The 13664-nt window shown below is 62.3% G+C and carries 14 protein-coding genes and 1 pseudogene; 4 read left to right on the forward strand and 11 right to left on the reverse strand.

All coding sequences use genetic code 11. The features are described 5' to 3' along the window. Positions 1–5 precede the first annotated feature (5 nt). The 10 genes and pseudogenes from trbJ to gstA all read right to left on the reverse strand — a co-directional run bounded on the left by trbJ (position 6) and on the right by gstA (position 9140). Positions 6–734, reverse strand: a complete 729-nt coding sequence (gene trbJ, locus M5C96_RS09485) for a P-type conjugative transfer protein TrbJ (RefSeq protein ID WP_272568746.1) — start codon at positions 732–734, stop codon at positions 6–8. Next, the gene (gene trbE, locus M5C96_RS09490) at positions 731–3187 is read right to left on the reverse strand and encodes a conjugal transfer protein TrbE (protein WP_272568747.1); all 2457 of its coding nucleotides are present in this window, start codon (positions 3185–3187) and stop codon (positions 731–733) included. The genes trbJ and trbE overlap by 4 nt, the downstream gene beginning before the upstream one ends. A 10-nt stretch (positions 3188–3197) precedes the next feature. Further along, complete coding sequence (locus tag M5C96_RS09495; RefSeq protein WP_272568748.1) at positions 3198–3482, reverse strand: VirB3 family type IV secretion system protein; 285 nt, start codon at positions 3480–3482, stop codon at positions 3198–3200. After that, entirely contained in the window at positions 3479–3850 is a 372-nt protein-coding gene (locus M5C96_RS09500) for a TrbC/VirB2 family protein (protein ID WP_284428126.1), read from the reverse strand. The genes M5C96_RS09495 and M5C96_RS09500 overlap by 4 nt, the downstream gene beginning before the upstream one ends. Beyond that, positions 3847–4628, reverse strand: a pseudogene (locus tag M5C96_RS09505) (ATPase, T2SS/T4P/T4SS family). The gene M5C96_RS09500 and the pseudogene M5C96_RS09505 overlap by 4 nt, the downstream one beginning before the upstream one ends. Next, a complete protein-coding gene (locus tag M5C96_RS09510) occupies positions 4625–5089 on the reverse strand; it encodes a CopG family transcriptional regulator (protein WP_272568749.1) in 465 nt (154 codons plus the stop codon). Before M5C96_RS09510 ends, M5C96_RS09505 begins: the two are co-directional and overlap by 4 nt. Further along, the gene (locus M5C96_RS09515) at positions 5086–7077 is read right to left on the reverse strand and encodes a conjugal transfer protein TraG (RefSeq protein ID WP_272569672.1); all 1992 of its coding nucleotides are present in this window, start codon (positions 7075–7077) and stop codon (positions 5086–5088) included. Before M5C96_RS09515 ends, M5C96_RS09510 begins: the two co-directional genes overlap by 4 nt. A gap of 220 nt (positions 7078–7297) precedes the next feature. Continuing rightward, positions 7298–7546 (reverse strand): EexN family lipoprotein, encoded by a 249-nt coding sequence (locus tag M5C96_RS09520; RefSeq protein WP_272568750.1) that lies wholly within the window; start codon positions 7544–7546, stop codon positions 7298–7300. After that, entirely contained in the window at positions 7543–8487 is a 945-nt protein-coding gene (locus M5C96_RS09525; RefSeq protein ID WP_272568753.1) for a LysR family transcriptional regulator, read from the reverse strand. The genes M5C96_RS09520 and M5C96_RS09525 overlap by 4 nt, the downstream gene beginning before the upstream one ends. A gap of 47 nt (positions 8488–8534) precedes the next feature. Further along, positions 8535–9140, reverse strand: coding sequence for a glutathione transferase GstA (gene gstA, locus M5C96_RS09530; protein WP_272568754.1), 606 nt, complete (start codon positions 9138–9140; stop codon positions 8535–8537). Between the two features lie 135 nt (positions 9141–9275). Between gstA and M5C96_RS09535 the strand changes: the two genes are divergently transcribed. Further along, positions 9276–10190, forward strand: coding sequence for a LysR family transcriptional regulator (locus M5C96_RS09535; protein ID WP_336297889.1), 915 nt, complete (start codon positions 9276–9278; stop codon positions 10188–10190). 22 nt (positions 10191–10212) lie between these two features. On the opposite strand, the gene M5C96_RS09540 is transcribed toward M5C96_RS09535, so the two are convergent. After that, complete coding sequence (locus tag M5C96_RS09540; RefSeq protein ID WP_272568757.1) at positions 10213–11115, reverse strand: LysR family transcriptional regulator; 903 nt, start codon at positions 11113–11115, stop codon at positions 10213–10215. Between the two features lie 128 nt (positions 11116–11243). On the opposite strand from M5C96_RS09540, the gene rutC reads away from it, so the two are divergent. The 3 genes from rutC to M5C96_RS09555 all read left to right on the forward strand — a co-directional run bounded on the left by rutC (position 11244) and on the right by M5C96_RS09555 (position 13596). Beyond that, complete coding sequence (rutC, locus tag M5C96_RS09545) at positions 11244–11663, forward strand: pyrimidine utilization protein C (protein WP_272568758.1); 420 nt, start codon at positions 11244–11246, stop codon at positions 11661–11663. A gap of 62 nt (positions 11664–11725) precedes the next feature. Further along, positions 11726–12691 (forward strand): Bug family tripartite tricarboxylate transporter substrate binding protein, encoded by a 966-nt coding sequence (locus M5C96_RS09550; protein ID WP_272568759.1) that lies wholly within the window; start codon positions 11726–11728, stop codon positions 12689–12691. 113 nt (positions 12692–12804) lie between these two features. Further along, positions 12805–13596: an alpha/beta hydrolase gene (locus M5C96_RS09555; RefSeq protein WP_272568760.1), complete on the forward strand. Its 792-nt coding sequence runs from the start codon at positions 12805–12807 to the stop codon at positions 13594–13596. Positions 13597–13664: the final 68 nt, after the last annotated feature.

Genomic DNA, 13664 nt, shown 5'->3' on the forward strand with positions numbered 1-13664 from the left:
GTTCCTCAGTTTCCGTAGAAGTCGACGGCTTGCGGCGTGTACGGAGTGCCCGTCCCGATGAAACGGCGGCGCACCTCTCGCGCACGCTCCTGCACCGCGATCACGCGCGCCTGTTCGAGCGCGGCGGCCCGGTCCTGCGTGATCTGCAGCTGCTGCGCCTGGATAGCCTGCCGGGCTTGCAGGGCCAGCAATTGGTTCGTCGCCTGCGTGGCCTGCAAGGCACCCACAGCCGACTGGCTGCGGTTCACCAGATCCGTCAGCGTGGATTCGTCAGAGGCGAAGTTCTGCACCGCCTGCGACTGCACCTTGGTGGCCGTGCGCAGTGCTTCGAGCGAGTTGCGCCAGCGCGAGCGCGCATCGGTCGCCATCTGCGTGCCGGAGATCGCCGCCGTGTACGACTCAGGATAGAGCCGCTGGAACTCGGCCTCCATCTGCGAGACGTTGAAGGCCAGGCCTTGCGCCTGCTGAATGAGTTGGTTGGTGGCCGACAGCGCGGCGCGCAGTTCATTCAAGGCGCTGAAGTCCAGGCTGGTCAGATTCTTCGCCTGGTTCATCAGCGACTGCGACTGGTTCTGCAACTGCTTGATCTGGTTGTTGATCTGCTCGAGCGTGTTGGCCGCAGTCATGATGTTCTGCGCGAGATTCGTGGGGTCGATCACGACCCATTGGGCGTGCGCGACTGGCATGCCGCCAATCAGCGCTGCGGCGGCAAGGGCGAGCAAGGTCTTCTTCATGGCGTGTGCTCCTGTGGAGTGGGTGAAGTGGATGGAGGGGGCGGAGGGGGCAGGAAGGACGACACGAGATCGGCCGCCCAGTCGAGGCCGCGATGACGCAGCCAGGCAGCAGAGAAGTCGTGCGACGGCGCCGATGCCAACACGGCGTCGATATCGCGCTGGTCTTGCGGCGACGAAGCCCCCGCAAAGGCCAGCGTCACCGGCCCCAGATCGAGATCGAACAGCCGGTTGCCCAACCGCGACTGGTAGTAGTACTCACGCTTCGGGATGGCCTGCGCCACGATGTCGATCTGGCGGCGGTTCAGGCCGAAACCCTCGTAGATCACCTTGATCTGCGGTTCCGTCGCCTGCGGGTTCGGCAGGAAGATGCGGCTCGCGCAGCTTTCCACGATGGCCGGGGCAATGCTGGAGTTCTGGATGTCGGCCAGCGACTGCGTCGCGAAGATGACGCTCACGTTCTTCTTGCGCAGCGTCTTCAGCCACTGGCGGATGCGCGCGGCGAAGACCGGGTCGTCGAGGAAGAGCCAGGCCTCGTCGAGGATCAACAGCGTCGGTGCGCCATCGAAGCGTTCGTCGAAGCGCGCGAACAGATAGCCCAGCACGGCCAGCACTGCGGCCTTGCTGTGCATCAGCTCTTCCATCTCGAAGCATTGGATGGCGCCAGTGCCCAGGCGGTCCGTATCCGCGTCGAGCAGCTTGCCGTGGGCACCGCCGAGCACGTAAGGCGCGAGCGCCTGGCGCAGCGCGTTGCTCTGCAAGAGCACCGACAGGCCGGTCAGCGTGCGCTGCTCCACCGGGGCACCGGCCAAGCTTCCCAGCGCCGACCAGATCGCGGCCTTCTCGTCGGGACCGACGGTGATGCCTTCTTGCAGCAGCCGGCCTTCCACCCATTCGGAGGCCCAGGTGCGGTCGCCCTCCTGGTCGATGCGCGAGAGTGGTTGAAAAGCGATGCTTCCGTCCGAACCGAGGTCGTAGTGCTCCCCGCCCAGCCCCAGGATCGTGGCCCGCATCGAGCGCCCCATGTCGAAGACGAAGATACGCGAGCCGGCGTAGCGCCGGAACTGCATCGCCAGCGTTGCGAGCAACACCGACTTGCCCATGCCGGTCGGCCCGACCACCAGCGTGTGGCCCACGTCACCGATGTGCGTCACCAGCCGAAACGGCGTCGCACCGTCGGTGCGCGTCACGATCAGCGGCGGGCCATCGAGATGGGCGTTGCACTCAGGGCCTGCCCACACAGCCGACACCGGCATCAGGTGCGCCAGGTTCAGCGTCGAGATGATGGGCTGGCGCAGGTTGGCGTAGGCGTTGCCGGGGATCGACGACAGCCACGCATCCACAGCATTGAGGGTTTCCGGAATCGTCACGAAGCCACGTCCCTGGATCGCACGCTCCACCCGGCGCAGCTTCTCGTCGGCCGCGCCGGCATCGGCGTCGAGCACCGTCACGGTTGCGGTGACGTAGCCGAAGGCCACTTGGTCGCTGCCCAACTCCTGCAGCGCCGCATCGGCGTCCGATGCTTTGTTCGAGGCGTCGGTGTCCACAAGCGGAGTCTCCTGCTGGAAGATGGTTTCGCGCAGCAGCGCGACCACGTTCTTGCGCTTGGCGAACCACTGGCGGCGCAGCCGGCCGAGTTCTCTCTCGGCCTCGGCCTTGTCCATGCAGATGAAGCGCGTGGACCAGCGATACGCAAAACCGAGCCGGTTCAGATCGTCCAGCAGTCCCGGCCAGGTAGAGGTCGGGAAGCCGCGCACCGACACCACGCGCAGGTGCTGGTTGCCCAGCATGGGTGCCAGTCCGCCGACCAAGGCCGAATCCACCAGCAAGGCGTCGAGGTGGAACGGGTGCTCCGGCATCCTGACGCAGTAGCGCCGCGTCGAGACCGTCGCGTGCAGGTAGGTCAGGGTCTGGCTGCCGTCCAGCCAGGCGATCTCCGGCATCACGCCGTCGAGCAGGTCGAAGAAGCGATCCGTCTCCGCCATGAAGGCGGTCAGACGTTCCCGCCAGTCCACGCCTTTCTGCGGCGAGTTCTCGTAGAGAAGTTTGGCCGCGCGGGCACTCGACTCCTCGGCCGGAAGGTACACGAGCGTCAGGTGGTAGCTGCTTTCAAAGTGGCTGGCTTCCGACTCGAAGGCAGCCCGCCGCTCTTCGTCGACCAGCCAGGACAGCGGTTCGGGGAAGTCGGACTGTGGGTAGTCCGCAGCGGTACGGCGTTCGGCCTCCACGAACAAGGCCCAGCCCGACCCGAGCCTGCGCAGCGCGTTGTTCAGACGCGCCGATGTGGCGATCAGCTCGCCCTGCGTCGCGCTGTCCAGGTCCGGTCCCCGGAAGCGCGCCGTGCGCTGGAACGAACCGTCCTTGTTGAGCACGACACCGGAGGCGATCAGCCCGGCCCAGGGCAGCCAGTCGGCCAGCAGCGCCGGGCGCTTGCGGTATTCGGCAAGGTTCAGCATGGTGGCCTCCTCACACGTCCAGCAGCGCGCGGTGCTTGAGGTGCCGTGCGAACACGGCCATGAACTGCGGATCGAGCCGCGCACCCCAGACCGCCAGCGAGTGGCCGACGATCCAGAGCACTGCGCCCGGAATCCACAGCTGCAGGCCCAGGCCGACCGCCGCGGCCAAAGTCCCGTTGGCGATCGCCACGGTGCGCGGCGCGCCGCCCAGCAGGATTGGCTCGGTCAGGGACCGGTGCAGGGGCACCTCGAAGCCGGGCGCGAGGCCCGAAGCGAATTCGTTGGCCGCACTCATGCGATCACCGCGCCGCCAGAGAAGCTGAAGAACGACAGGAAGAACGACGAGGCGGCGAACGCGATCGACAGGCCGAACACGATCTGGATCAGCTTGCGGAAGCCACCGCTAGTGTCGCCGAAGGCCAGCGCCAACCCGGTGGAGATGATGATGATCACCGCGACGATCCGAGCCACCGGCCCCTGGATCGATTCGAGGATGGAGGTCAGCGGTCCTTCCCACGGCATGCTGGAGCCGGCCGCGTGTGCGGAGGACGCAAAGAGCAGCATCAGCGCCGCGAGTGCGGCCGAGTTCAGCGCTAGCCGCAGAAGCGGATCTGCGGAAAAGCGGGAGGTCGAAACGTGGGTGCGCGAAACGGTGGTGCTCATGGCAGTTCTCCAGGGGTGGTTGAGGGAGGGAAATCAAGCGGTGGTAGCGGTGGGAAAGGCGGCAAAGCGGTTTCGGCGAGCGCATCGACCAGCCGGTAGCCGTTCGCGTCGAAGCCGACGACCCGCGCGATGGTCTGCACGTGCCGGAACCGGCCACGCCCCGCGATGAAGATCACGACGTTCACCGCCTCGGCGATCAGCGCGCGCGGCGGTGTCAGGGCGACTTCGAGGATCAACTGCTCCAGCCGCATCAGTGCGCCCTGGGCCGAACTGGCATGGACGGTCGCGATGCCGCCGGGGTGCCCGGTGCCCCAGACCTTGATCAGGTCCAGCGCTTCACCGCCGCGCACTTCGCCGACGATCACGCGGTCCGGGCGCAGGCGCATCGTGGCGCGCACCAGCTCGGCCATCGAGACGATGCCGGGCAGCGTGCGCAGCGGCACGTGGTCGCGGGCGGTGCATTGCAGCTCCACCGTGTCTTCGAGCACCAGCACCCGGTCGCCGGTGGCGGCGATCTCTGCCGCCGGATGATGCGCTCGCCATCGGCAGGCGACAGCGACGCACCCATCGGCGAGCGACCTGACGACAGGCGGTCGATCCACAACGTGCCGTCCGGGTTCAGCATGATCTCCACCACGTCCGAGTCTTCCAGCGCGGTGGCGATCAGCGGCCCCATGGCCGTGCGCAGCATGCGGATGCGGCGGTCCATAGAGGTGGCTGCGGACGAAGGTGGAGATGAACGTGCCGGCTCAGGCTTCGGCTTCGGAACGGCGCTCATGATCCGTTCTCCTGCAGGGCGGCTTCCGCCAGCCGTGCGCCGTCGTTGCTTGGTTGGGGTTGGATCTCTTCGACCACGTCCTTGACCAGGCTGCGCCCGCGCAGCAGGTGGCGGCCAAGCTGTTCGATGAACTGCTCGAAGCGGGCCTTGCCCTGGGCCTTGGCCGCCTCCTGATGCGCTTCGGGCACCGGTGTGCTCACCGTCAGGAAGTAGCGGACGAACAAGGCCAGCGTCTCGATCTGGATGTTCTGGTCGCGTTCCAGGCGCTCGAACTGGCGGGAGAGACGATCCAGGCGTTTCGCGATAGCGGCTTCACGCTGGTCGCCAGCATCGGGAGACAGCCAGGACGCCAGGGCAGCGGCAACGATGGACGACTTCGACACGCCTTTCTTGGCGGCCAGTTCATCGAGCCGCCGAGCGTGCTCGGGCTGGATGAAGAGATTCAAACGGGCGTGGGTCATAGATCGATTCCGTCGTTGGGGTCGAGGGATGCCAGCCGGGCCGTGCGCTGCAGCGTCGGATCGAGCTGGCTCGGGAGGGGAAGCACGAAGTCGTCGTCATCGAGCAGCGAGAGGTCACTGCTGTGCTGCTCGGATTCGGGGCTGTAGATGGCGACCTCGGTGAGTTCGGGTTGCTGGCGTGGGCCGCCGTCATCGGCGGTGCCGGTACCGCTGGCCGATGCGAGCGACACAGGCATCGCCGGGACCGCCAAGGCACTCCAGTCATCGGCGCGTGCGGCTGGCGCGTCGGCATAGCGGCCCGGCGCCAGCACGGGCGGTGGCAGCACGCGCCGCTTGAAGTTGGTGTCGGCGTAGTAGCGGAGCTTCTTCGCCTTGATCGGCGCCTGGCCGGAAACCATGACCACCGATTCATCCGGCGGCAGCTGCATGACTTCACCAGGCGTCAGCAGCGGCCGCGCCGTCTCTTGGCGCGACACCATCAGATGACCCAGCCACGGTGCCAGCCGATGGCCAGCGTAGTTGCGCTGCGCGCGCAACTCGGTGGCCGTGCCCAGGGTCTCGGATATGCGCTTGGCGGTGCGTTCGTCGTTGGTGGCGAAGGTCACGCGCACGTGGCAGTTGTCCAGGATCGAATGGTTCTGGCCGTAAGCCTTGTCGATCTGGTTGAGGGACTGCGAGATGAGGAAGGCGCGCAGGCCGTAGCCGGCCATGAAGGCCAAGGCCGACTCGAAGAAGTCCAGGCGCCCCAGTGCCGGGAACTCGTCGAGCATCAGCAGCAACTTGTGGCGGCGCTCCACGCCATCGGAACCATCCAGCGACTCGGTGAGGCGACGCCCGATCTGGTTGAGGATCAGGCGGATCAGCGGCTTGGTGCGGCTGATATCCGAAGGCGGTACGACCAGGTACAGCGACACCGGGTGCTTGGCAGAGATCAGGTCGGCGATGCGCCAGTCACAGCGCGAGGTGACTTCGGCCACCGTGGGGTCGCGGTACAGGCCGAGGAAACTCATGGCCGTGGACAGCACGCCGGAGCGTTCGTTGTCGCTCTTGTTGAGCACCTCGCGGGCAGCCGATGCGACCACCTGGTGTGGGGCGTCACCAAGATGCTTCGTGCTCATCATCCGGTGCAGCGTCACCTCGAAGGGGCACGCCGGATCAGACAGGAAGTTGGCCACGCCTCGCAGCGTCTTGTCCTCACCCGCGTAGAGCACGTGCAGGATGGCGCCGACCAGCAGCGCGTGCGAAGTCTTCTCCCAGTGGTTGCGCTTCTCCAGCGCGCCTTCGGGGTCCACCAGGATGTCGGCGATGTTCTGCACGTCGCGCACTTCGTGTGCGCCACGGCGGACTTCGAGCAACGGGTTGTACACGGCCGACTTCGGATCGGTGGGGTTGAACAGCAGACAGTGCGAGAAGCGTGAGCGCCAGCCCGCGGTGATGTTCCAGTTCTCGCCCTTGATGTCGTGGATGACGGCGGATGCCGGCCACGAAAGCAAGGTCGGCACGACAAGGCCAACGCCTTTGCCTGAACGCGTGGGCGCGAAGGTCAGGATGTGTTCGGGGCCTTCGTGCCGCAGGTACTGGTCGTCATGCAGGCCGAGGAAGACACCGGCGGGACCCGTCAGCCCGGCCTTGCGGATCTCAGCTGCATCGGCCCAACGCGCAGAGCCGTAGGTTGTGACCAGCTTCGACTGCCGCGACCGCCAGATCGACATGCCGATCGCGACCACGACGGCCACCAGACCGCTGCCGCCCGCGATGGCGCCGCCGGTGTCGAACACGTTCGGCGCGTAGGCATCGAAGAAGAACCACCACTCGAACAGGCGCCACGGGTAGTAGACCGGCGTGCCGAAGCATTCGAACCAGGGCGTGCCCAGGCAGAGCTGATAGCTCAGCGCGGCGGCCGTCCATTGCGTGGCAGCCCACACGCCGACGATGACGATGCCGAACACCGTCAATACTTGGCCAAACAGCACACTGGTTCCCTGCATCCTGACCTCCGATTCGTTCTGCAAGCCGTGCGGCACGAAGGCGTGCCGCAGGCGTCAGGATCGGTGTCGGGTCAGTGCCGGTCAAAGACCGTTATCGGGACAAAGGTCGAGAAGAAAGCAAGACTTATTGCTGGGGCGCAGACGAAGAAAACGCCGCAAGCGATGTCGCATTGCGGCGTGTTGATCGGGCGTTGAAGTGAGTGTGTCGACTCGCCAACGATCAAAACTTCGACGACTCTTTGGGCGGTGTGTACGGCACCTTGCCGCCGCCCATGAATCGGCGGCGCGTGGCCTCTGCCACGGCGTTGCACAGCGCGTCGCCGAGCTTGGCGCGGTCGGCCTTGCACTGCTCGCGCAGTTCCTTCAATCGTTCGGGGTTCGCGGCCAGCGATTCGACCGTGTCGGTCTGCGCGGACGGCTCGCAACCAGCGGCGAGCACAGCAGCGAGGAAGAAGATGGACGTTTTCATGGTTCGTTTTCCCCGGGGACATCGGCGTCTGGTGAGGATGTGCGCCCATCGAAAGGCGGAGGCTCAATGGCGCCCACGCGTTCGATGAAATGGCTGAGTGTTTCCGAAGGATCGGTAGCCAACCGCAGCAGGTAGGTCGTAAGAATCGGTGAACGGCCTGCCAAGGGGCGCGCGACGATGCCGGGCTCATGGCTGGCTGCGATCTGTGAGGCGCCCGCAAGACCCAGGGCGAATCCCGCCGAAACCAAAGTCATCATCAGGTCAAACGACGTGACATGCTCGGCAACCAGCGGGTCCCTGTCCACAGCGCGTAGCAAGCGTGCGACTTGCCGGCTGTAGCCCTCGTAGAGGTGCGGATCGCATACGGCCAAGGGATAGCGCAGCAATTCATCGAGCAGAATGCGTTGATGGGCCAGCAGAGGATGACGCGCAGGAACTGCCACCATCAACGGTTCACTCCAGGCGAACTCAGCCATTACTCCATCGCCCACGTCATCAGATTGCGCGAACCCGACGTCGTAGAGATCATCGTGCAGCCCTTGAATCTGCTGCGACAAAGGCACTTCGAACAGACGGATATCGACTTCTGGTTCTTCTTGTCTGCACAGGGCCAACAACGCAGGCAGGCGTGTTGGCATGACGCCGTCGGACACGGCAATACGCAGTTGACCGTGGTACCCGGCCGCAGCAGCCTTGACGCTGTCGCGAGCCTGCTGCAGAGCCGCGAAGACACGAGGGACATGCACCAAGAACAGCTTGCCAGCGCGGGTTAGTCGTGTGCTGCGCGTTGTGCGCGCAAACAGTGGAACACCCAGGTCTTCTTCCAACTCCTTGATTGCGCGCGATAACGGTGACTGCTCGATATGAAGCTTCTGAGCCGCGCGGGCGAAATGCAGCTCCTCAGATACCGCCATGAAGCAGCGCAGGTGTCGAAGCTCCATGTTTCACTTTCGTGGAAAAGTCGTCATTTCCTAACGCGCATCGGGGGCTATTGCGTGGCCTCGATACGCAACGCTGTTTGAACACTTGGGCGCCGTCCAATCGCTCTCGAATAGGTTGCGATGGCAGGCCAGCGACCGAGATCGATCGCAAAGAATTTGCACCAGCTCAGGACCGTGAACAGGTAGGCATCGGCCACGCTGAACGAGGAGCCGAGCAAGTAGGGCTGCTGCTGGAGCGCTGTTTCGAGCACCTCGAAGCGCTTGAAAAGCTTCTCGCGGAAGAAGACCTTGGCTTCTTCTGGCAATGCCGCATTGAAAAGCGGTGCGGAGCCAGCGTGGATCTCGCTGGTAATGAAGTTCAGCCATTCTTGAAGCCGTACGCGGGCCCAGGTGCCGGCGGGCGGTGCCAAGTCCTTGTCGGGCTTCTGGTCCGCAAGGTACTGGACTATGGCCGGTCCTTCGGTCAGGACCTCGCCGCTGTCCAGTTCCAACGCGGCGACGTAGCCCTTGGGATTGATCGCGTAAAAGTCCCTGCCGTCAGCCGTCTGCTTGGTCTTGTTGTCGACCTTGACCAGCTCGAACGGCAGGTCGAGCTCCCGCAGGACGATATGCGGTGACAGCGAGCATGTGTAGGGGGCGTAGTAGAGCTTCATGGGCACCTTCGGGAGGGGTGTGGTTGGAAGGGAGTCACTGCGTGACGTATTGAAACGGGAGTGTGATCGTCGAAAAGGATTCTGTATAATTAATATCTAATCTTCGATGTATTACGTTTTCTACTGAAAAAGATGATGAACCTCCTGCACTGGCGTCTGCTCGTGGCCGTGGCTGACGCCGCCAATATTTCCCGCGCTGCGGAGCGTGTGGGCATCACCCAGTCCGGGGCAAGCCAAGCCATTGCCCATGTTGAAGCAGCACTGGGCATTCAAGTGTTCACACGCGAACGACGCCGCATCGGCCTTACCGCGTTGGGCGAGCAGGTCATCGATCACGCCCGCGCCATGCTTTTTCGTTTTGAAGCGATCCGGGCGCTGTCGGACGAGAGCAAGGGCTTGGACTTGAAACGCATACGTCTGGCGAGCTTTCCGTCGGTCATCTCGACGGTTCTGCCTCCCTTGCTCAGGGAATTCCAGCGACGTCATCCACGCATCGAACTGGTTGCCCTTGAAGGGACCGACGAAGAGGTCGAGGGTTGGCTCGCAGACGGTACTGTTGATTTGGGTGTCGTACTGAACCCCGAGGCGGAGCGTTCCGCAACCATCCTCGGGCAAGATGCCTGGGTGGCGGCGTTGCCAAACAACCATCCGCTGGCACGACGTTCCAGCACGCAAGGCATCACCCTTGGCGAATTGGCGGGGGAGCCCTTCATCCTTGCCACCGGCGGCTGCAGAGTGAATGGGCAAAGCTTGGTGGAGCAAGCCGGCCTTGCACTGTCCGACATTCGTGTCACTGTTCGGGACTGGAACAGCGCCTGCATGCTGGTCAAGGAGGGGCTCGGCGTTACGTTGATACCCGATTCGGCGCTACCGACTGAACAACGAGGCATGCGTGTGATGCAACTCGCACCCCCTGTTTATCGGAAGTTTGGACTGGTCTGTTCGGGCACCGGCCGCTCGGCTCCGGCTGTTCAGCTTCTCATGGAAAGCTTGTCAGGCAAGCGTGGTGGGAACCGTGCCAGCGTCGATCTCGTTTTTGAAGCGCCTTGACACACTGCCTCATGCCATCAACCTACGCATCCGACTTGGGACAGGATCTGGCGATGTGCTGAAGCATTTCCGTCGCACTTGCTGAAAGCTCTCGGTCCGCTCTCTTACACACGGACATGGTGCCGATCAGTGAGTCACTGTCGACCAGCGGAATTGCCACCAATCTCTTGCTTGCCAGTTCGGCGCGGGAGGCGAAGCGTGATGACAAAGTGACTGCAGCGCCTTCGCAGGCCATTCCTCGGGCGAGCCCTAGCGAGTTGGTCGTCAAAAGCATGCGCAAATTGATGTTACGCGCCTGCAGAGCACGGTCCAGTACTTTCCGAATGCCGAACGACGGTTCAGGCATTGCCACGCGATGTGATGCGATTTCTCGCAGAGATGTCTTGCGCTTTCTTGCAAGAGGATGGGCGGGTGCAACCAAGGCGTACAGCTTGTATCTGTAGGCCTGCAAGATGTCGATGCTTTCCTCGCGCCCCATGTTGTAAGTGATACCGATATCGGATGCGTAGCCTCGAAGAGACTCGACGATTTCCTCAGTGCTGCCGGACCGAACGGCAAAAGTGATGTCGGGATGGCGACGATGGAATTCCGCAAGAAATCGGGGGGCAATCTCCTGTACAGCGGCGTCAATGCAATGCAGCGTGACTTCGCCGCGACGTAGGCCTTGCAGTTCCGAGATCTTCATCTCAGCATCCTTGATCTGCGCCACCACGCCGCTGAGTTGACGTGCAAGCAGGTGTCCTGCTGGAGTCAATGCCATGCCGTCTGCTCGGCGCTCGAAAAGAGTCGCACGGAATCGATGCTCGACCTTCTTGATCATGCGACTGATGGCCGACGCCGAGATGTGCAACTGTTCAGCCGCCTGCCGGACTGATCCCGTTTTGGCGACTTCATGGAAATATAGAAGACTGGTGTCAGGCAGCATCAAAGCACCCTTGAAGTTTGCAGGCGATGGACACGGTGTGCGAATTTTAGCAACACCCATGAGCATGAATTTTGATTCTCGAAGCACACGTTGCGTCGATAAAGTTCGTCAAACACGAAAGGATTGCCATGTCGAAAACCATTGTTGTGCCAAAGAACTCACCTCCTCCTTTGGCTCCGTACACGCCTGGCGTAGTCGCCAACGGTGTTCTGTACGTATCGGGGATGTTGGCAATTGACACAGCGGGACAAAGTGTCGGCGTCGGGGACATCCGAGTACAAACACGTCACGTTCTCGAGGCGATACGTGCTGTTGTCGACGCTGCCGGCGGCAGCATGAGCGACATCACCTACAGCATGATCTTTCTGAAGGACTTGGCCGACTACCAAGCGATGAACGAAACCTATGCCGAGTATTTCGACGCCGCCCCACCAGCGCGCTATTGCATTAGGGCAGATCTGGTGAGGCCAGAGTTTCTTGTGGAAATTGGTGCTGTTGCCCATCTTCGACATACCAGCACGAGCGGTTCGTCGGAAGTTGTCCTGTGATCAAAGCGATAGCTCATCGACAAAAAGCAACATCCATCAGTCAGTCACCATCCGCATGCATCATGAACATCAAAACTCTCATAACCTCGGTCGTCGTGTTTACCGCCTGCACCGCGGCCGGGGCGCAGGCATGGCCGAACCGGCCTATAACACTCATCATTCCAGCGGCACCAGGAACTGCTGCAGACATGTTAGGGCGAAAAGTAGGAAGTCAGCTGAGCAGCGATTTCGGTCAGCCGGTCGTCATTGACAACAAGGTGGGCGCCGGAGGGACCATCGCCTACGACCACGTGGCTCGCCAGAAGCCCGACGGATACACGCTTACCATCGCAGTAGGAGGACTGGCGATTGCACCCACCATCTACAACGGGCTGCGATTCGACCCGACGCACGACTTCACTCCGATTGCGCAACTTGCGTTGACACCCATGATATTCGTGACCCGTCCCGAATCTCCTCTTCATGGCCTCCAGGATCTCGTGAGCGCGGCAAAAAAAGAGCCCGATAGGCTGATGTACGGAAGCTTCGGCAGCGGTTCTACGTCTCACCTCGTGGGCGAAAGCTTCAAGCGGGTTGCTGGGGTCCAGTTGACACACGTGCCGTACAAGAGCGGGGTCGCCGCGGTGCCTGACGTAGTCTCCGGTCAATTGGACGTGGCCATCATTGATCCGGTTGCCGCACTGTCGCTGATCAAGGCAGGTCGCCTCAAGGCTTTGGGTGTAGCCAGTCCCACGCGTCTCTCTGTTCTCCCGGAAGTTCAAACTACCGCGGAGGCAGGTGTTCCATTCAGCGCAGTGGGCTGGGTGGGGTTGTTTGGTCCTGCGGGTCTTCCTAAGGACATCGCCTCGAAAGTTAATTCATCGGTCAATACCACCATGGCTTCTCTGGCGATGAGGGAATGGCTGGCTGGAAGCGGCTCCGTCGCGGTAGAGCCAGCCTTGAGTTCGGACCAATGGCGCCAGCGCTTCGACAGCTATGTCCAGTCTTGGACGTTGATTGCCCGCGAAGCGAGAATGAAAGTCGAATGATGCGATCTGACAAACGAGTAGGCAGGCGCCGGTATCCGCTGCGGATCACGCGCGACGTTGTTTATGCCAAGCACGGTATTGGTCACCGATCGGCTCACCCCTCGTTGCGTGACATGAAGCTTGACGTGTATGAGCCGGTGGGCGATGAAGAGACGTCCAGTCGCGCAGCTGTGGTGCTCGTATTCGGTGGTGCGTTTCATCGAGGCTCAAAGGAGGGAGACTCGTTCAGTCAAGGCGCTAGCCACAACAGCTCGGTCACGCACTATGCAGAGCGGTGGGCTGAACTCGGGTTTGTGACGTTTTGCATTGACTATCGCCTAATACCGGAAGATCCTGATCCCGGTCCGACAATCGTTCTGACCCATCAGGGAAACGTTGGAGCTCAACGGATGAATGCGGCTCGCATATCGATGGGGCTTGATCCCGCCACCCCCGAGATGCTGGCGAACGGCGTTGAGGCAGGCGCAGATGACACGCATGCGGCTGCGACTTTTGTTCGGGACCACGCCGCGCAATGGCGCGTGGATCCACGGCGAATCGCATTGTGGGGCTGGTCCGCCGGAGCCCGAAATGTCCTGAATGCAGTGTTCGCCGAGGGATTTGACGCGGCTGCAGTCATTGCGCTTTCACCCTACGTTCACACTTTGGACCTAATGCACCACATCCCGTCTTTCCGAGATGCAGGTCCGCTGTTCCTTGCGAGCGCCGAACGTGACCTGCCCCACATCTCGGAGCAAATGCCAGTGCTGGTCTCTCACTTCGCACAGAGACTGCCTAAGGTGATTCATCTAAAAATACTTGAGAATGACCATTTTTATCCCGCTCAATCGACGGTGGTAGGACATCAGACAGAATTGCTAACGCTTGAGGATGCCATGACCGAATTTCTACTCTTGAATGTTTAGCCTAACTCAAGGCAGACTGTAAGGTAAGCGTCTTCTCAGTACCCTCTGTTTTTGCTGAGGGCTGATGT

Origin of the sequence: Acidovorax sp. GBBC 1281, from assembly GCF_028473645.1 — a bacterium.
In the GTDB taxonomy this organism is placed as follows: domain Bacteria; phylum Pseudomonadota; class Gammaproteobacteria; order Burkholderiales; family Burkholderiaceae_C; genus Paracidovorax.